19 protein-coding genes are annotated in these 18555 nt (G+C 44.6%); 6 read left to right on the top strand and 13 right to left on the bottom strand.

The features are described 5' to 3' along the window. Nucleotides 1-87 precede the first annotated feature (87 nt). On the top strand, nt 88-549 hold the full coding sequence (locus MHB49_RS03525; RefSeq protein ID WP_405155048.1) for a DUF1348 family protein: 462 nt from the start codon (nt 88-90) through the stop codon (nt 547-549). A gap of 208 nt (nt 550-757) precedes the next feature. On the opposite strand, the gene MHB49_RS03520 is transcribed toward MHB49_RS03525, so the two are convergent. After that, on the bottom strand, nt 758-1657 hold the full coding sequence (locus tag MHB49_RS03520; protein ID WP_405155047.1) for an alpha/beta fold hydrolase: 900 nt from the start codon (nt 1655-1657) through the stop codon (nt 758-760). Between the two features lie 667 nt (nt 1658-2324). Here MHB49_RS03520 and MHB49_RS03515 point away from each other — a divergent pair. Together MHB49_RS03515 and MHB49_RS03510 are read left to right on the top strand one after the other, a co-directional pair. Next, nucleotides 2325-2738: a nuclear transport factor 2 family protein gene (locus MHB49_RS03515; RefSeq protein WP_405155046.1), complete on the top strand. Its 414-nt coding sequence runs from the start codon at nt 2325-2327 to the stop codon at nt 2736-2738. Between the two features lie 65 nt (nt 2739-2803). Next, nucleotides 2804-3217, top strand: a complete 414-nt coding sequence (locus MHB49_RS03510) for a nuclear transport factor 2 family protein (protein WP_405155045.1) — start codon at nt 2804-2806, stop codon at nt 3215-3217. Nucleotides 3218-3269: 52 nt separating this feature from the next. Here the strand turns inward: MHB49_RS03510 and MHB49_RS03505 are convergent, their stop codons facing one another. Further along, nucleotides 3270-4175 carry a LysR family transcriptional regulator gene (locus MHB49_RS03505; RefSeq protein ID WP_405155044.1) on the bottom strand — a complete coding sequence of 302 codons (906 nt, stop codon included), beginning with the start codon at nt 4173-4175 and terminating at the stop codon, nt 3270-3272. 1217 nt (nt 4176-5392) lie between these two features. On the opposite strand from MHB49_RS03505, the gene MHB49_RS03500 reads away from it, so the two are divergent. Next, nucleotides 5393-5863 carry a DinB family protein gene (locus MHB49_RS03500; protein ID WP_405155043.1) on the top strand — a complete coding sequence of 157 codons (471 nt, stop codon included), beginning with the start codon at nt 5393-5395 and terminating at the stop codon, nt 5861-5863. Nucleotides 5864-5931: 68 nt separating this feature from the next. Beyond that, a complete protein-coding gene (locus MHB49_RS03495) occupies nt 5932-6294 on the top strand; it encodes an iron-sulfur cluster biosynthesis family protein (RefSeq protein ID WP_405155042.1) in 363 nt (120 codons plus the stop codon). Between the two features lie 1109 nt (nt 6295-7403). Here MHB49_RS03495 and MHB49_RS03490 read toward each other — a convergent pair. From MHB49_RS03490 to MHB49_RS03470, 5 genes are all read right to left on the bottom strand, one after another. Continuing rightward, nucleotides 7404-8699 (bottom strand): ABC transporter permease, encoded by a 1296-nt coding sequence (locus MHB49_RS03490; protein ID WP_405155041.1) that lies wholly within the window; start codon nt 8697-8699, stop codon nt 7404-7406. After that, complete coding sequence (locus tag MHB49_RS03485) at nt 8692-9594, bottom strand: ABC transporter ATP-binding protein (protein WP_090904353.1); 903 nt, start codon at nt 9592-9594, stop codon at nt 8692-8694. Before MHB49_RS03485 ends, MHB49_RS03490 begins: the two co-directional genes overlap by 8 nt. Nucleotides 9595-9614: 20 nt before the next feature. After that, entirely contained in the window at nt 9615-10511 is an 897-nt protein-coding gene (locus tag MHB49_RS03480) for an ATP-binding cassette domain-containing protein (protein WP_405155040.1), read from the bottom strand. A 15-nt stretch (nt 10512-10526) separates the two neighbouring features. Further along, a complete protein-coding gene (locus MHB49_RS03475; protein WP_405155039.1) occupies nt 10527-10916 on the bottom strand; it encodes a GntR family transcriptional regulator in 390 nt (129 codons plus the stop codon). Nucleotides 10917-11008: 92 nt separating this feature from the next. Then, nucleotides 11009-11722 carry a hypothetical protein gene (locus tag MHB49_RS03470; protein ID WP_405155038.1) on the bottom strand — a complete coding sequence of 238 codons (714 nt, stop codon included), beginning with the start codon at nt 11720-11722 and terminating at the stop codon, nt 11009-11011. A 245-nt stretch (nt 11723-11967) separates the two neighbouring features. Between MHB49_RS03470 and MHB49_RS03465 the strand changes: the two genes are divergently transcribed. After that, entirely contained in the window at nt 11968-12306 is a 339-nt protein-coding gene (locus MHB49_RS03465) for a hypothetical protein (protein WP_405155037.1), read from the top strand. 409 nt (nt 12307-12715) lie between these two features. Here MHB49_RS03465 and MHB49_RS03460 read toward each other — a convergent pair whose 3' ends face one another. The 6 genes from MHB49_RS03460 to coxB form a co-directional block, all read right to left on the bottom strand. Then, nucleotides 12716-13180: a DUF420 domain-containing protein gene (locus tag MHB49_RS03460; RefSeq protein ID WP_405155036.1), complete on the bottom strand. Its 465-nt coding sequence runs from the start codon at nt 13178-13180 to the stop codon at nt 12716-12718. Between the two features lie 36 nt (nt 13181-13216). Further along, nucleotides 13217-14140: a cytochrome c oxidase assembly factor CtaG gene (gene ctaG, locus MHB49_RS03455; RefSeq protein ID WP_405155035.1), complete on the bottom strand. Its 924-nt coding sequence runs from the start codon at nt 14138-14140 to the stop codon at nt 13217-13219. Between the two features lie 106 nt (nt 14141-14246). Further along, entirely contained in the window at nt 14247-14567 is a 321-nt protein-coding gene (locus tag MHB49_RS03450; protein ID WP_076290536.1) for a cytochrome C oxidase subunit IV family protein, read from the bottom strand. Between the two features lie 3 nt (nt 14568-14570). Further along, nucleotides 14571-15197: a cytochrome (ubi)quinol oxidase subunit III gene (locus tag MHB49_RS03445; protein ID WP_192262929.1), complete on the bottom strand. Its 627-nt coding sequence runs from the start codon at nt 15195-15197 to the stop codon at nt 14571-14573. Continuing rightward, nucleotides 15194-17044, bottom strand: a complete 1851-nt coding sequence (gene ctaD / locus MHB49_RS03440) for a cytochrome c oxidase subunit I (RefSeq protein ID WP_405157030.1) — start codon at nt 17042-17044, stop codon at nt 15194-15196. Before ctaD ends, MHB49_RS03445 begins: the two co-directional genes overlap by 4 nt. 71 nt (nt 17045-17115) lie before the next feature. Further along, nucleotides 17116-18168 carry a cytochrome c oxidase subunit II gene (gene coxB, locus MHB49_RS03435; protein WP_247900594.1) on the bottom strand — a complete coding sequence of 351 codons (1053 nt, stop codon included), beginning with the start codon at nt 18166-18168 and terminating at the stop codon, nt 17116-17118. Between the last annotated feature and the right edge of the window lie 387 nt (nt 18169-18555).

The raw sequence follows: 18555 nt of genomic DNA, 5'->3' as shown, positions 1-18555 counted from the left end.
TTTGTCACTCTATAAATATGAACTAATGCGTGCCATCTAAAGCCATTGGTTTACCTAATACACAATTGTAGAAAGTGAGGAAATTTTGTGAATATCATAACTCCCCCATTTACTCGTGAAACAGCAATCCAAAAAGCACGTGTAGCAGAGGACAGCTGGAATAGCCGAGATCCTAAGCGTTGCTCGCTTGGCTATACTGAGGATTGTTTTTGGAGAAATCGGAGTGAATTTGTAACAGGCCGCCAAGAAATCGTCTCTCTTTTAACTAGGAAATGGGCCAAAGAGCTGGACTACCGACTTATCAAGGAACTTTGGTCATTTACGGAAAACCGTATTGCTGTAAGATTCGCATATGAGTGGCATGATGATAGCGGAAATTGGTTTAGATCATATGGGAACGAAAATTGGGATTACGCTGATGATGGTTTGATGAAACGTAGATTCGCCTCGATTAATGATATGCCGATTAAGGAAGAAGAACGAAAGTTCCATTGGCCTCTCGGCTCGCGTCCAGCTGACCATCCGGGCTTAAGCGAGTTAGGCCTTTGATTCAATTGTTTTGGAACGTCAAATGTAGCTTCTCTCGTTCAGTGGAGTCTCACTCTGAGTAGAGCACTTAATGATTGTAAGTTGGCAAACTTTGCATAGTGAGTCTCGACTCAAATACCCCGATTGGGAAGGTACCATCGCTGTACCTCTTCTCCAATCGGGGTCTATCAACAAGTTCCTGCACATTCTTCTATGCATTCATCCTGTGTTATTTATTTAATCGATCATTTAGAAATTGAAGAATGAGAGTTGAACTAATCTCCAAGTCCTCTTCTAAAGGAAAGTGACCTGTGTTCAATAAATGTATTTCAACATCCTTCAAGTCCTTGTTGTACGCTAATGCTCCATTGGGTCCAAAGAACATGTCGTTTTTCCCCCATGCTACTAATGTTGGCGGCTGATATCTTCTAAAGTAATCGTGCCAGATAGGATATGCTTTCAGGTTGTTTTGATAATCGTAATGCAATGCGAGCATGATTTCACGATTACCTGGCTGGTTCATACGATACATATCGGAAACCCAATTGTCCGGGCTAATATGTTCAGGATTACGAGTTCCACTCACATACTGAAGCCTTACGATTTCCTCGCTAAACAAATCCATCACTGCTTTGATATTGTTCTCGTCTTTGGGGTTCTCCCAAAACGCACGCACGGGAGCCCATGCAGGCTCGAGTCCCTCTTCGTACGCATTTCCGTTTTGAGAAATAACAGTCTGAATACGTTCCGGATGCTTTGAAGCTAATATAAAACCAACAGGTGCGCCAAAATCGTGCACATAGATGCTGAATTTATCCATTTCCAGTTTTTCAATAAACGAATACATGACCTCAGACAAATTATCAAATGTATATGCAAACTCCTCAACGGTTGGCTGATCACTGCGTCCGAAACCGGGGTAATCTGGCGCAATAACATGATATTGTCCTGCAAGCTTAGGAATTAAATTTCGATACATATGTGACGAAGATGGATATCCGTGAAGTAAGAGAATCGTTGGGTTATCTTTATTCCCTGCTTCTCTGTAAAATATTGAAATACCATCCACCGATATGGTTTTGTGCTCAATTTTCATGTTCTCACCTTTTCTCATTAATTTTACAATCATGACAAAACGATTCGCGCTCCACTTTGAGCTGCCGCCAACCTGGCTATTGCTTTATGATAATGCTGGAATTTCCCGTTCAGTGTGAGCACTGTATGACCTGTTCTAATTTTACTGTAGATCATTGCTCTAACCATCTTTCCATAAACATGGATATTTCATACAGGCGATCCACCTTGATGTTGTCTTTAAAAAGTTACAAGTTGTGAACTGTTTCTTTTCTTCCCTGTTTCACGGCGAAGGAATCTACACATATTTAACTCTCTCGGCGCACAGCGATGCCTTAAGACGAAGCTTTCACTGATCCCCTCCAGCCGTAAAATGTTCCCCCTTCGATGAAATAGTATCACAACCCTTATATCAGAGTTATGAATAGTTTTGATTCTTAGTATTCGTATTTGAAATATCTCAGATTATCCTCTCAGAGGTACAACAAATGAACTAGCATCTTTTAGGAACGATGTAAGCATTCGCAGTCTCTATCTTGGTCATATAGTAGTAAATCAACTTTCTGCATATCAAAATTCAGTTTTGCAAGCAGATGTATTTCATTTTAGAATGGCAGCAATTGAATAGATTCATAACTGAAATACCTAACTTCGTGATACTATCGTCTTCGAGGATTACACTCAACTTGCCTGATGAAACATACATGAAGGGATGAGATGCTATGAGTAAAGACATACGACCTCCATTTACACACGAGTCGGCGTTGGCAAAGGTAAAGTTTGCTGAAGACGCTTGGAATTCACGCGACCCGGAACGGGTTTCCCTAGGGTATACTGTTGAATCCAACTGGCAAAATCGCGCCGAATTTTTCACGGGACGTGAAGCGATCAAGACTTTCTTGACCCACAAGTGGGCCAGAGAGCTGGATTACAAGTTGATGAAAGAGCTTTGGTGCTTCACGGATAACCGCATTGCTGTTCGTTTCGAATATGAATACCGCGATGCTGTTACAAACCAGTGGATGAGATGCCACGGAAATGAATATTGGGACTACGACGAGGAAGGTCTTATGCAGCGTCGCGTTATGGTCGGAAATGATTATCCAATAGAGGAAGCCGATCGTAAGTATAAGTGAGTTTGCAGAGCGGATGCGACATTAGTCAAATTTATCTAATTAGAAAAGGTAAAGGATGATGAAGGATGAGCAAAGACATACGACCACCGTTTACACTTGAAACTGCGTTAGCAAAAGTGAAATTTGCAGAAGATGCTTGGAACTCTTGCGATCCAGAGCGAGTATCCTTAGGCTATACTGTCGATTCTAATTGGCGCAATCGTACGGAGTTTTTTACGGGCCGTGAAGCGATCAAAGAATTTTTGACACGTAAGTGGGCAAAAGAGGCTAACTACAAACTGATGAAAGAGCTCTGGTGTTACACTGATAACCGTATTGCTGTTCGTTTTGAATACGAGTATCAGGATGCTAATACAAAGCAATGGATGAGATGCCACGGAAATGAGCTTTGGGAGTTTGATGAAGATGGGCTCATGAGAAGACGGGATATGGCTGGGAATGATTATCCGATAAATGAAATTGATCGGAGATATCGCTAATAAAGAGGAGCCTCGGCTCCTCTTTTCCTTATTTATTTTGTCTCTTGTAGCACTATAAGGTAGCCGGCTTTACGCTGTAATAATCTAACACTGCATTTTTAAATAATTTAGCAGCATAGCTTAGCTCCCTGTCCTTATTAACGATTAGACCGTGTAAGGAAGAAAGTTCAGCATTTAATTGCAGAGACTTGAATTCACCAGATTCAAGTTCTTCCTTTACAGATACTTCGGGTATCATAGCAAACCCTATTCCTTGCTTCACAGATTGTTTAATCATCTCAAGACTCGGAAGCTCGAGTGCATCCGCAGTGAGGATCCCTTCTTCCTCTAACACTTTACTAGATTGCGAATGATACAAACAACTTGTCCCAAAGCTGATAAGTGTTTGGTTATTCAATACATGAAGACCATCACTTTCAACCTCTTGTGACAATTGGTTCGAGGCAACAAAAATTAACTTTTCTTGTACTAAGGGATAGAAAAGTATTTCATGCCGCTGAGGATCACGAGGCACGATGCCAAAATCAACCCCGTGATCCAATACTTTATCAATAATATTCTGATTGAATCCTGATTCTATGCGTAATTTTATTAGAGGATGCTCATCTTTGAAAAACTGAATTAGTTCCGTCATACGAGTCAAGAAAAAGGATTCTTGCACCCGAAGTGATACTGTACCACGAGCTTGGTCTAAATCACTCATTTCTTCTTGTATGCAATTACCCAGATGGATATACTGGTTCGCATACTTTTCCAATTTAAGCCCAGCCTCCGTCGGGATAACCCCTCTAGCTACTCGATGAAATAGTTTTTGGTTACATAACCCTTCAAGGAGTTTAACATGGGTCGTCACCGTTGATTGCACATATCCCAGTCTATCTGCTGCCCGACTAAAGCTCTTTTCCTCCAAGACAGCAATAAATGTTTTAAAGTAACGTCCTTCTAATAATTCAACCAATGTGCGTAAAGCCTCCCTGCCGCTAAAGTATATTAAAGCCTCTAGTTAGTTCGACTCCCTCTGCTTCCAGAAACGTATCTTAAGATCGCTCACTTTCATATCCTACTTCCATGCTTTTGCATCAAATTTTCTTATATTCATGTCTTAAAACTCTAAAGTAGCACTAATTTAGACTGTACAGACTTATTCTTTTCTTAAAAACAATCTTTATGAAAACAATGCACAATTCCTCGTATACCTAAGTTCTTATCGAATTATGTGTTTTGAGTTTAGTTGTGAAATAATATTATGTCAACAACAGTCACATATTATTATCATTCTTGCATTGTAGGTTTAAGTTCCAATGCACTCAATTGATAATTCAAGTCGGAACAGTTTCACTTGAATCTCGGTCCAAAACTAACGTACAACATTACCAGGCGAATAAGAGAACAATTAAACAGTTCTGGCCAAGGACTTTCGAACAGTTATTCTGTGAATTCGGACCGATTGTGCTTGCTATAATCCTCATAGAGTGCTGCAAGCACGAAACGGGACTTAATTGTTCACTTGACGGTAGATCATGTCACTGAATTCCAACTTGTAAGATTAAACGGGCTTTCCAGCTGAATTGAATAAGTGTCTGAACCGCAAAGGCTGCGTGGAAACAACCTCGAATCACGCAGAGGAAGTTCGCTCCGCGCTTCATAACTGGTGATAGACGAGAGGTCATCGTTGTGGGGACTGTCGATTTCATGTTGTTTCTGGAACTATACAAGTTAGCAGATAGGATAAGATGCGACTTCGACTTGGGCTTCGATTGCTGCAGCCGGAGATGATTCTAGCCCCTCTCGATCAGTGATAATGAACAAAAGAGTCACTACGCATAAGATTGATGGCTATTGGATAAATTATGCATGTCAGAATCGATTCGAAGTTGGCACTTTAGTAGGGATGTACACTTGTATTTACAAACCGATCGGTTTATAATAATACAATCAGTACAGAAAGTGAGGGATTTAATGAATAATTTTCTCTCCCTGAACACTGTGAGACAGTGATCCTGAACACTCGTATGGCAGGAGACAGCTGAAATAGTCGGGGCCTAATTCGTCTCGTTCGTATGTGCTGAAGACTGTTGATGGAGAAATCGGAGCGGGGACTGGGTTAATTCCTTCAACTAAAGACAAGGATTTTTTCTAACGAATTCATTAGCGACTTTATGGGAGGTCATTATCATGAGCAATTTTATCGTAGATCAGTTGGAGTTTGTTCGCCGGCAGGCAGTTGATTATGTAAGGAATATAAGTGACTCTGCTTCGGAGATTATTCCAACCGGTTTGAGGAACAATATAAAATGGAATCTAGGCCACATGTATGTTGTACATGAGAAGTTCGCTTTCCAACTTACTGGGGAAAAAACCAAATATCCTTCTAATTTTAGTAATTTGTTTGATCCAGGAACTAAACCATCTGATTGGGATATAGAGCCTCCAACGTTGTCTCAGATCATTGACTTGTTAACTGAACAAATTGAAAGAGTTCGATCGATCCTTTCAAGCAAATTGAAAGAAGAGATCAATCCTCACTACAAGTCTTCTACAGGACTTATCTTTACGAATGTAGAACAATTACTAGGTTTTCTGGTTTACCATGAAGCAATGCACTTTGCAACAATTAAAAATATCAAGAGCATAATTGAAAGTTAGGTCTATAGAAGCTGAATGAATTCTTTTACCACTTACAATCATGACCACATATAAAGGAGTGTACCTATATGTATATTCAAATTACTGATCTGGCTGCAAAACGATTGACGGAAAGCCTGAATGACCAACCCGGATATTTCAAAGTGATCTATGACTTGGAAGGTTGCGGATGTAACGGAGTTATTGCGATTATCATTGTTGGTGAACTCGCGGCTCTTGACGCTCAAATAGAAACCAATCTGGTTCCGTTCTATGTTGATCCGAAACAGCAATTGAACCTGGAACAACACATGAAGCTCGATACAGAAGAAAATTATCCTTCCTTCAAATTAAGCAGTGACTCCGGTGTGCTCAGCGGTAATGTTCGTGTGCGCGATACCCGTGCCGTAGCTGTCGGAAGCGCCGGTGGATCTGACGCCTGCATGCTATAAGGCAATCGCCAGCACAAGCGAAGTAATCTCGTATTAACTCTCTTCACATCAAAAGCCGTTGCATCTAATGCAACGGCTTTTTTAACGTTCTCTTCCTTACATGCCTCTACGAGAGTTGCAAAAAAGACTCTATAAAAGATGAACTAAACATTTACACGAAACGGAGAGGACAGAAAAAACCTGAAACGAAGTGTTCGCCTAAAAGCTTTCTGAAAGAAAGCTGCATCGGAAGCATACGCTATCCTAAAATTTTCACCATTATAAAGAAGGTTGTTCTTTCATCGTAGTGTCCAGTGTAAATATCTTTGGTTCAACTTATATAGTAAAGAATTTATTGAAATGTTTCCATGAAATATTGAGTTATCTTACTCTTTACTGGTAGTGTTCCCCTTCACTAAAACAAACGAACCGACCTTAAATTCTACTGGAATCGGAATGAGGTCGGTTTCTTTTTTAACTTCACCTTTCTAATCGGAATGGCAATATGCTTTTTCAATTCGGCAATCAGACTATGTTCTTGTCCCGCGAATAATATGCCTATGAGAGTCGATAGTTGCGACCGTGGTTGTCATGTGTGTCTTTCTCTACAACCACTATTCTGTTCTAAAACCAGAATGGATTCCAAAAAAGTCCAAACGACCGTTTCTTTTAAAATTCTGCAGCAACAAAAGTTCCACTAGAAGCAGCCCGACCATCTTCTCCCTTTCAGCAAATTGATATTTCTTGATGCCGTCTCCTTCTTCTCTTCTTTTAGTAGTTCATATAACAAATCAAAATCATTCATATTGGATCCTTACCTGTTAGTCCTATTCAAAGAGGGAAGTAACTTAAAAGCTACTCCCAAAATATAGTGGTGGGATTAGCTTTGTTTTGTTCTTTCTTTATGGAAAAGGGACTACCTCCAGCAGTCCCTTTATTATTAAATCTAAAATTTTATAAAAACGACATAATACTGTAAAGCCAATTCGTTTCTAGTTTCATAATTACTTCGATGAAAAACCTTGATTTATCAAGGGAAAACGACATTTTAAAATAAAGTTACCGACATAACACCATCAAGTTACCGACATTTTAATTTAAAGTTAACACCGACGATTCTAATTCGCTGATCAGATTTTATACGCCTTCATCGCTTTGAACAATTCCTTAAACGTTGGGCGTTTACCATACATCAGCACACCTGTACGATAGATTTTCGCTGCGAGCCAGCCGAAGATCATAATGGATACCACGAGAATGGCCAGGGACGTCCAGATCTGCCAGGTTGGCGCAACGCCTGCCCCGATCCGAACCAGAATTGCCGTTGGCGATGTGAACGGAATGAAGCTTGCTACCTTCAACAACAGGATGTTCGGTGTAGCAATACTGAAGATCGCAATATAGAAGGAAACTAGAGACAACATCGTAATCGGCAATACGGCCTGACCCAGTTCTTCTGTCCGACTTACCATCGAACCAATGGCCGCGAACATCACCGCATACAGGAAGTAACCCAGAATGTAGAAGATGAGTCCATATACAATGACTGCGACGTTCACATCACTTAGATTCATGTTAAAATCACTCAGTACATCGCGGTTATGCGGTAACAGCATATTGCCGGCAACTACTGCACCGAAGATACCGATTTGCAGCAAACCTACCATGAAAATACCTATAATTTTACCAAACATCTGACTGAGCGGAGAAACACTCGTAATCAAAATCTCCATAATACGCGAACTCTTCTCGGCTGTAATCTCGGAAGCAATCATATTCCCTGTCATCATCGTTGATGTGAACAACAGGATAATGAGCAGGTATACCACAATGTAGTTGATGCCACTCATGGTACCTTCCGACTCCGCAGCAGCTCCGCTTTGGCTAGAATCCAGGCTTTGCTCTGTCAGTTTTACCGGCGTGCTGATGAGCTGTTTTTGCTCCGCCGTGAGTGTATCCTTCACCACCACATCCAGCTTCACAATTTGCAGCGCAGCTTCAATAGGTGCTACAACCTGCGGGGAAATATCTTCGTTTGCGTACAAGACAGGTTGTGGGAAATCTTGCCCTGCAACAGGTTCAAACTTCAGGTACCCATCCAAAAGCTCCGACTCCACATCGGCTTTGAGGGCCGCTTCATCTTTACTCACGTCGTTAACAAAACGATACGTCTGGTTGCCTTGTGCAGAGGAGTAGGTCTCCAGCTTCTCGGCTACCTCCGTTTGTCCCGTACTCAGCAGGCCGATATTCACCGGATTCGTGCTCGAGCCTCCACCGATGGAACCCCCATTAAATAACGTAATGAAATATGGAATATTGAGTCCAATCGTAATTAAAAGTGCAAGTACAATAGTCGTCACCATGAATGACTTCGTTTTCACTTTGTTTTTGAACGTAAATCCGATAATCGTCCCCATTTTATTCATTCGACTCACCTACCTCACGAATAAAGATTTGGTTAAGCGTTGGTTCCTTAATTTCAAAATGTTCAACGGTCGTCTGAGCCATGGCTGCTCTCAAAATTTCCTGAGCTGCTTCCATCTGACCAATATGGATCAGGTATCCACGCTCATTTTGCTCTACCTTTTTCACACCTGGCAGCTGTTCCAGACCGCCCACATTACCCGTGGTGCTCAGGAATACATGCTCACGTGGATAACGGCTCTTGATCTCCTTGATCTCTCCCTGCACAACGGTATTGGAACGATGCAGAATGGTTATCTGACGACATAATTCTTCAACGTGCTCCATACGGTGTGTCGAGAACAGAATGGCTGTGCCTTCGTCACGCAACTCCTTCACCGTAGATTTCAGCAATTCCACGTTGACCGGATCAAGTCCGCTAAAGGCTTCATCCAGAATGAGAATTTGCGGTCTGTGGACCACTGCGGCAATAAAGCCCATCTTTTGCTGATTCCCTTTGGATAGTTCCTCAATCTTTTTGTCGTAATACTCGGGCACTTCGAATCGGTCCAACCAATACTTCAGGCTCTGATCCGCATCCTTTCCATTCATACCGCGCAGACGGGCCAGATAGTTGATCTGTTCACTGACCTTTACCTTCGGATACAAACCGCGCTCTTCCGGAAGATAGCCCATAATTTGCTGCAACTCCGTGTTGTAGGGCTTGCCGTTGTACAGGATATTCCCTCCGTCCGGATGGATCAATCCGAGCACCATACGCATCGTTGTTGTTTTACCAGCACCGTTGGCTCCGAGCAGACCGTAAATCTCCCCTTCTTGTACATTAAGCGTCACACCATTAACTGCCGTTTTGTCTGCATATTGCTTGACTACCTGCTTCAATTCCAACCGGTTCATCATTTATCGTCTCCCTTCGGTTATTTCCACTGTACGGGTGCATACCCGGCAATCCAGAATGCCAGGACTTCATCCAATTCCAAGTTGCGGATTTTCAATACCCGGTTATTTGCCAGCTCCAGCCTTTCCTGCGCTTCGCTGATCCGGGTTGTAATGACGCGAACCAGACCCCTCTCTTCGAAAGAAGATTCCACAACACCGGGGATACTCTCTGGTCGCAGGTCTCCTTCATACCAGACTTCTTTCCACTGATCGAGCACCATATCTTTCTCGGCCATCCCCAGCGACTGACCACGGTGCATCAATACGATGTAATCCGCCAGCCTTTTAACTTCATCCGCAATATGCGTGGCAATCAGAATCGTGGTGTCTCCCTCAGCCATGAAGGTACGGAACTGCTCGACCATCACTTTCCAGGCAAAGGGGTCCAGTCCGGATGAAGGCTCATCCAAAAGCAAGAGTCTTGGGCGAGCTGCGATTGCGGCAGCGATCTCGAATTTCCGCCGTTCTCCCTTGGACATCTTGTTCAGCTTCACATCAACAGGTACTTCCATATCGTGAATCAGTTGGTCGAACAACTTCATATCCCAACGCGGGTACCAGTAGGCCCGAAAATTAGCTGCTTCCTGTGCAGTAATCCGGTTTTCCTCGAGCCCAGCGTTGTCAGCCACAAAACCGATCTGTTGTCTCAACTCAATGGGAAGAGGCCCCTCATGTTCCTTCCCAAACCATATAATCTGCCCTGCATCAGGCAGTACCACTTGTTGCAGCATGTTGAGAAGTGTGCTTTTACCTGATCCGTTATGACCCAGGATAGCAACTACATACCCTTCCGGGATGGTCAGATCAATCGGGCCAATGACTCTGCGTTTTCGCATTTTGGATACGCCGTTCAACTGAACTGCTATAGGTTCCATGTATGATTCACTCCCTCACTTCGAGTAAACAGCCTTCAGGACTTCCCGGAACAGAGTCTCCATTTCTTCTTCCGTACATCCTACCGATTTTCCAGACTGCACCGCTGCCTGCATGGCATCCTGCGCAGCCTTCAATCTATAATTTTCTCTGTCGCCGGCTTCTACCTGGGCCACAAATGTACCTGTCCCCTGCTTCGTACGAAGCAGCCCTTCATTCTCCAGATCCTGATAGACCCGCCTAACCGTAATAACACTGCAATTCAGTGCTCCGGCGAACTCACGAATGGATGGCAAATGTGTTCCCTCCCCCAACTGACCCGTAACAATTAACGATCTTAACTGATTTTCAATTTGGTGGTATAAAGGTTCAGCGCTATTTTCATTAATTTGAATGGGTATTTTCACATCCTGCACCTCGCCCTCCGGTACACTCCAGTCTGTTACCTGTCCGTGCCGGTTTCATCCTGTATTCATTTTTATGTTCATCGCTCATACCGTTAACTCAAATCCCGAGTGGACAGTTTCTTCAGCGTCAATCGACTGGAAAGCCATAATCCCGCTAGGCCAGCCACCAAAGCAATCCACATCATCGGGGAAAGCAGCCCCCATGTTTTACTCATATCGATTACAATCGAAAATCCGTAACTGCCGGACAATCGGATCAGCAAGGATATGATAATCGTAAGCGGCAAGAACAGCGAACTGAGAAGCAAATATTTTTTACCACTATACAGAAACTCTCCGTAAATATATAAGCCTGTCATGAGAAGTCCGTAACCTGTACAAGTTAGGCCAAAGGCCAGGTACTGATCCCACCGGAATCCTTCCTCGTGCAAACCAACCACATACAGTGATCCATAGAAAAAGATACCATTATACGTAAACGCCATCAGAGACTGCTGAAGTCTCGACCACATCACCGTTTCGTTTGGAATGGGAAGTCTGCGATAGTAGGCCAACATCTGTGTATAGGAATCCTCATGTATGTAACGGAAGGAACGCCTGCTGAACACAAATCCCTGAAATGGCACCATGATCAAAAAGAAAGTATCTACAACAGGATTAATGAAATCTGTCTTCTGTTGTCCTAAAAACAACACACCGCTCATGCTGCCCGTGTATATCATAAAAATTGCAGTCCACAGCCATTGGAGCTTATCCTTGTTCATCTCGCTGCGGGTCAACCACCACGCCTGCTTCCATGCGCTCATATCTTTGCCTGCCTTTCCATCATTCATTGGAACACTTTGATCACTGTGCCTACTGTATATATCAATATACACAGTATACAGACCGTCCTCATTCCCGTCAACCCCTTATTTTCCTGAATCAGGAAGATTGGATAGGATTCAGGTTAGAGTTACGATACAATAAAACTTGATTCTGAACGTACAATGATCCATTGTAATTTCGTTTGTTCAACTTAAATAGAAACATAGAAAGGATTGATTCACTTATGGATTCGCTGGTCGAAATCGGGTTTGTGTTCCTTTTTCTGATTGTGGTCATCTGGCTCATTGTTCGCGACGAACCCAAACGACATTCTGCCAAAAAAGGCAGACATCGTGTGCGGCGTAGCAGCGGCTACACCGACTCTTCTCCGGCATACCCGGTCATTACCACCAATGATGACTCCTATTCTCATCATTCCAAACACACTCACGATCACAAGCATCATGACAGTGATTCTTTTTCGGGATCTTATCACCATCACAGCAGCGATAGCGGAAGCAGCAACGACAGTGGGGGAGATAGCGGTGGTGGGGACAGTGGCGGTGGTGGTGGTGGAGATTAAGATGACTCCTCAAACTCCACAAACCCAAAAAAGAGCTGTATCCGATATTGTGCGAACACAATTCGGAACAGCTCTTTCCTGTTACCCGGCACCTGAATACAGAAGAGGTTTAATTCTTTAAATCAGCTCATAACCACTTGGCAGAGTACGATTCCTACGAATGGCACGAATCTCTTCCAGAGACAGCCGCTGATTGGTGGAGATGAGGGATTCCACATCATTGCCACGGATCAGATCAAGGAATACACCGTGAGACGTGGATACGTTTGACTTACATGGACTGTTTTTTTATTTATTTCCCCCTCTCGATCTCATTCTATGAATGAATGCGAGAGGAAGCTTGGACCAATCAACAGATAGATTCATCCATTTTCATATTTTCAAAGAATTCTATTCATCACATGAACTATTAAACACCTAGGATGACCTCCCATACCGGGTGTGTGTGACCACCAGGATACAGCAGGTACAACAGAACGTATACAATGACACCTGTGATAGCACTGCCAAACCAGATCATGGATGTGAATCGCCCCCAGCGGCGATGTGTCTTGAATTTCTTTTTGAACCCCAGCACCAAAGTGGAAATACCAAACACCGCTGCCACCGTGGCAAGGATAATATGAAAGATCAAAAATATTCGATAAAAGATCTCCATCTCGGGGTCCCCGCCCCAAGCTGTATTCCCGACAAAGATGGTACGAGACATATAAATGACAAAGAACAGCAGCGCAGCAACGGCCCCTGCAACCATGGCAGTCTGGTGGGCTTCCCGTTTGCCACGGATAATTAGCACCCAGCCAATTCCAACCAGCACCGCGCTAATCACAATGAAAGAAGTACTGATCGTGGGTAGCCAAAAATTCATATCCATCGTGTGTTTCCCCCTCTTGTCCAAACAATACTTGTGTTATTTCGCTGCTGGATTAAGTGGTCCTCCCGAATTCTCTACAGGATACGGATCATCATCATCTTCCCGTTTTTCCTTGCGGTACCATTGGAAAAAGACATACGCCAGCATGGAGACAAAGATGCCTTCCTGTATGAATTTCATCAAAATACCGCCCACCTGCTGATCCTCCTTGGCAGAGGACAGGAAGTTGAAGAACGCCGGCCCACCGAATGATCGCAGCAATGCCGTGGAATCCCCGGATACACAATACCGCATCGCCTCAGCCCACACGGCAGGGTTGCTGTAGGTCGCATACAAGGGCTCGGAAGCAAAAATAATCAGTCCACAAGCTGGTGTCAGCAGCACCATATTCAGAAAAATAAATCCAATCTTGGACAGCCCCGACGCTTGTCTCCCTTCCGGCAACGGATTGAGCAGCGTCCACCACATCAGCATGGAAGTAATGAAAAGTACAAGATAATACAACCGGTGAACCGTAAAGTTTAACATCACGTAATCATGTACAACGGGTAGATGATATAACGAGAACAGTCCGTTAAACAGTACAGCCGCTACAATTGGATGGGCCAAAAAAGAGAATTGACGTGTCGGCAGCCATCGAATGATTCCGCGCCACACCCAGAGGGGCAATCCCTTCATCAGCAGCGGTGGCGCTACAAGATAGGACAGAGCCATACTCACCATATGGAAGCTGAACATCACATGACCCAACAGATTGAATGGACCCGCTTGAGCCAGATACAGCACGGTAAGCCCCGTGAGAAACATGATTTTTTGCGTAGCTGTTGCTGGTTCTGCCCCCTTGATCCGCTCAATGAACGGACCTACGAGCACCAGATAAGCTGCAGCAATAAGCAGAAACAATGCCAGAATAAGTGGACTCCATAAATCGTTGAAACTAAAATATTGCAACCCGAGCATACGGGAAACCTCCCCGTGACCTGATTTGGTTGTTGCCTGAATCCATTGACGGATTGGTTCGCCTAAAAGGGGAAAAGACGGCGACACTGCGCCGCCGCCATCTCTTTTACCACCAAACCCAATAGAGTGCCATAATGATGCACGTAAAAGCTACGAAAAATCCGAAGCACATGAACAGGATCGGCATCAAATGCCCTTTATCCTTCAAGTGCATCCAGTAACCAAGCTGTACAAACACCTGAAGGATCGCCATAACCACCAAAATAATAATGGTAAAGGTCGTATTAACTCCTCCCGCGGCAGCAGCCGCGAACGCAATTAACGTCAGGACGATCGAGAAAATAAAAACAACGACGTGTTTCTGTGGCCCTTCCGCCCGGTGACGATGCTTCACAGGCTGCTGGTCACTCTTATCCTGTACCGACATGTGTTACCCCACCTTTCCGAGCAGGTACACGACCGTAAAGATAAACACCCAGACCACGTCAATAAAGTGCCAGTACATTGCGGAGACGTACACTTTAGGTGCAGTTACGACCGTTAATCCTTTTCTGAACAGCTGCCCGATAATGAGCCCGATCCACATAATACCGAATGCAACGTGAGCTCCGTGGAACCCAACCAGCGTATAGAACGCTGAACTGAATGCACTTGTCGTCATGCCGAACTCTTTATGTTTCACATATTCATAGAACTCGTAAATTTCCAGACCGAGGAATCCGAGACCCAGTACAACGGTAATGCCAAGCCAGAGAGCAAGAGCATTGCGCTTCCCCTTATGCATAGCCTGGATGGCAAATACGCTTGTCAAACTGCTGACGAGGAGAATAAAGGTCGCTGCTGCCACGAGCGGCAGATGGAACAATTCATTCGCCGTGGGACCTTCATTCGTCTGGCCACGGAGGGCCAAAAAGGTCGCGAAGAGGGTTCCGAACAATACGGTCTCGCCGCCAAGGAACAACCAGAAGCCAACAAGCTTGTTGCGCCCTTCCAGCGTCGCCTTTTCCGGCTCATGCGGCAGCTTGCCGTTTACCGGTTCGGCATGTGAAGTTGTCATGTTCTAACCCCCTTCTCATCCTGATCCTCCGGTTCGATATGCCAGCCATGATCATCGTAGAGTGACCGCAGCGCCATTGCACCAAATGTAATCAGAAGGCCAATAATGACCACAATATAATGGTTGAACAATCCGTTCATAAACGCATTGCCAAAATCATCCTTGCTGAACATGAGACCAAGTCCGGCAATGAATATACCAACAGACATAACAAACGGCAGTGGAGTCGCTGACGGCATATGGATCGAACCTACAGGTTCGGCCGGTGTCATCTCCGTATGTCCTGCCATCTTTTCCTTCCAATACGCATCAATTCCACGTACCAGAGGCGTCTGCTTAAAGTTGTATTCCGGTGGTGGAGACGGAATCGACCATTCCAACGTACGGCCATCTTCCCACGGATCATTCGGTGCATCTGCTGGTTTTCTCGTTGTAATTACGATGTTCACGAGGAACATGATAACCCCGACACCCATCAGGAATGCACCAACGGAGCTGACCAGGTTAAGCAGGTCAAAATCCTGATTCGGCAAGTATGTAACGATCCGACGCTGCATCCCCATCAAACCAAGGAAATGCTGTACAAAGAACGTTAGTTGGAAACCGATCATGAACGTCCAGAACGTCCACTTCCCGAGCGTTTCGCTCAGGACGCGACCGAACATCTTCGGCCACCAGTAATGTAACCCTGAGAACAAACCTAGCACCAATCCACCAACGATAACGTAATGGAAGTGAGCGACAACAAAGTACGTATCATGGAACTGGAAATCCGCAGGTGCAGAGGCCAGCATGACACCGGTAACCCCACCCATAACGAAGGTTGGAACGAATCCTACAGCAAACAGATTTGCTGCCGTAAAACGGATCTGTCCACCCCACATCGTAAAGAGCCAGTTAAATATTTTGATCCCTGTTGGTACAGCAATCAGCATGGTAGAGATCGAGAACAATGCATTCGCGACGGTTCCCAAACCTGTCGTAAACATGTGATGCGCCCATACCATGAATCCCAAGAAGGCAATCAGGATCGTTGCAAACACCATGGAGCTGTAACCGAACAATCTTTTACGTGCAAAGGTTGGAATAACCTCAGAGATAATACCAAATGCCGGCAATATGAGAATGTATACTTCCGGGTGCCCGAAGATCCAGAAGATATGCTGCCAGAGTACCGGGTTACCGCCACCTGCAACATCGAAGAAGTTGGCTCCCAGTATACGGTCAAACGTTAATAATACAAGTCCTACCGTAATGGCAGGGAATGCAAAAAGGATGATGGCTGATGTAATGAATGTGGTCCAGGTAAACATCGGCATCCGCATATAAGACATTCCCGGCGCACGCATCGTAATGATGGTCGCGAGAAAGTTAATGCCCCCGATGAGTGTGCCCAGACCGGCGATCTGGAGACCTATCGTATAGAAATCCACACCGTGCGTCCCACTGTACTCGCTGCCAGAGAGTGGCGTATACGAAGTCCAGCCGGCATCCGGTGCTCCTCCCATCAACCAGCTGAGGTTCAAGAGCAGTCCTCCAAACAGGAACGTCCAGAAGCCCAGCGCGTTAACAAAAGGGAAAGCTACGTCCCGCGCCCCAATCTGCAAAGGCACAACTGCATTCATAACGGCAAAAATAATAGGCATGACACCAAGGAAAATCATCGTTGTTCCGTGCATTGTAATCAATTCGTTGAAGACCTGTGCCGACACAAAATCATTCATCGGTTTCATGAGCTGAATCCGAATCAAAATGGCTTCAATGCCGCCGATTCCAAAGAAAAATCCACCCGCAATTAAGTAAAGCACAGCGATTTTTTTGTGATCGACGGTGGTAATCCAATCCATCAAGCCCCTATACCGCTTGACGCTGTGAGCATGAGCCAAGGTTGTGTACCCCCTTCTTCGTCCTTGCTGTTCTATTCATAGTCCAATTTGTAATTGGCCAGATATTCGGCAATTCCGTCGATTTCTTCATCTGTGAGTCCAAGGTCTTTGGGATTCGGCATCGTATTGCCCGGCTTCACGGATTGTGGATCATGGAGCCATTCTTTCATGTTGTCGAGCACCGGATTACCGTCTTCCTGGCCTTCGCCCTGATTCAGCAAAATGCCTGCCACGGATTGCTTCCCTCCAATACCTGTAAGGTTAGGTGCAACTGGCCCGCCCTGATCCCCAACTGCATGGCAAGAAAGGCAGTTCGTTTTGAACTTCTCAGCCAATTGGGTATCTTCCGGAAGTACTGCCGGAGCTTTCATTTCATTGACCCATTTGTCGAAGGACTCCTGACTGACCGCTTTTACCTTGAATTCCATAAAGGCATGCGATCTGCCGCATAATTCAGCGCATTTACCTCGGTAAACGCCTTCATTAGGTGCCGAGAAGCTGAACTTGTTAAGCGTTCCATCCGGGTTTGTGTCCATTTTACCCGCAAGTGACGGCACCCAGAAGGAGTGAAGCACGTCAGCGGTTTTCAATTCGAATGCGATTTTCTTTCCGGTCGGGATGATGAGATCTTGAGCGGTGGTTACATCATATTGAGGATAAGTGAATTCCCACCAGTACTGATGCGAGGTGACTTTGACCTGAATTGCATTTTTGTCATTGGACAGATCTTCGCCTTGGGCAAAAATTGTTTTTACCGTCGGTACTGCCAGGACAATGACGAGTAACAACGGAATGGCTGTCCATATTACTTCCAGCTTAAAATTGCCTTCAACCTGTTCGGGCATTTCATTCTGCCCGGCTCGTCTGCGAAACCGGATCAACACATACGCAGCAATAGCAAATACAATGATGAGCACCACGATCATAATCGTAATGGACAGCTTCATCAGATCATATTGGCCTTGCGCCACAGGACCCTGAGGTTTCATTACTGACAAGTCTTCCCGCCCGCATGCGGATAGCAGCAAAGAGAGCACCGCCAGCAAGGGGAGAATTCGCTTTGCAACCTGCCACTGTTTCATCATTGATCTACCCCACTTTTCTTACATTTTCGTAGATTGCCGTTGTCGCACGGAATAAACTCAACTCAGTTCATTTCAGCACGATGCACGTAATCCTGTCCGACATACAGAACGCTTACAAAAATAACGCTTCCACCACTCCCGTCATTTCCTGCTAAGGGCATGTCTGCGCATTCTTCCAATTCATTCTATATGGTTCAATCACTTATTAAATATAAGTTGAGGGTATGATTTTGTCAATCTTTGGACACATGTTCACAAATTGTTCACTATATGTAAAAAACCGCACCACAACTTGATTTGTAACCGATTTCAGTTAAAAATATTACTCTCTACTTTTGAAAATTTTTGCCAAATTTCGGTGATGAAATTGATTTTTTTAGCGATTTT

The sequence above is a fragment of the Paenibacillus sp. FSL K6-0108 genome, from assembly GCF_045040695.1.
Lineage (GTDB): Bacteria > Bacillota > Bacilli > Paenibacillales > Paenibacillaceae > Paenibacillus > Paenibacillus pabuli_B.
Note: the sequence above shows the minus strand (reverse complement) of the source record. Positions and strands in the feature narration are given on the sequence as shown.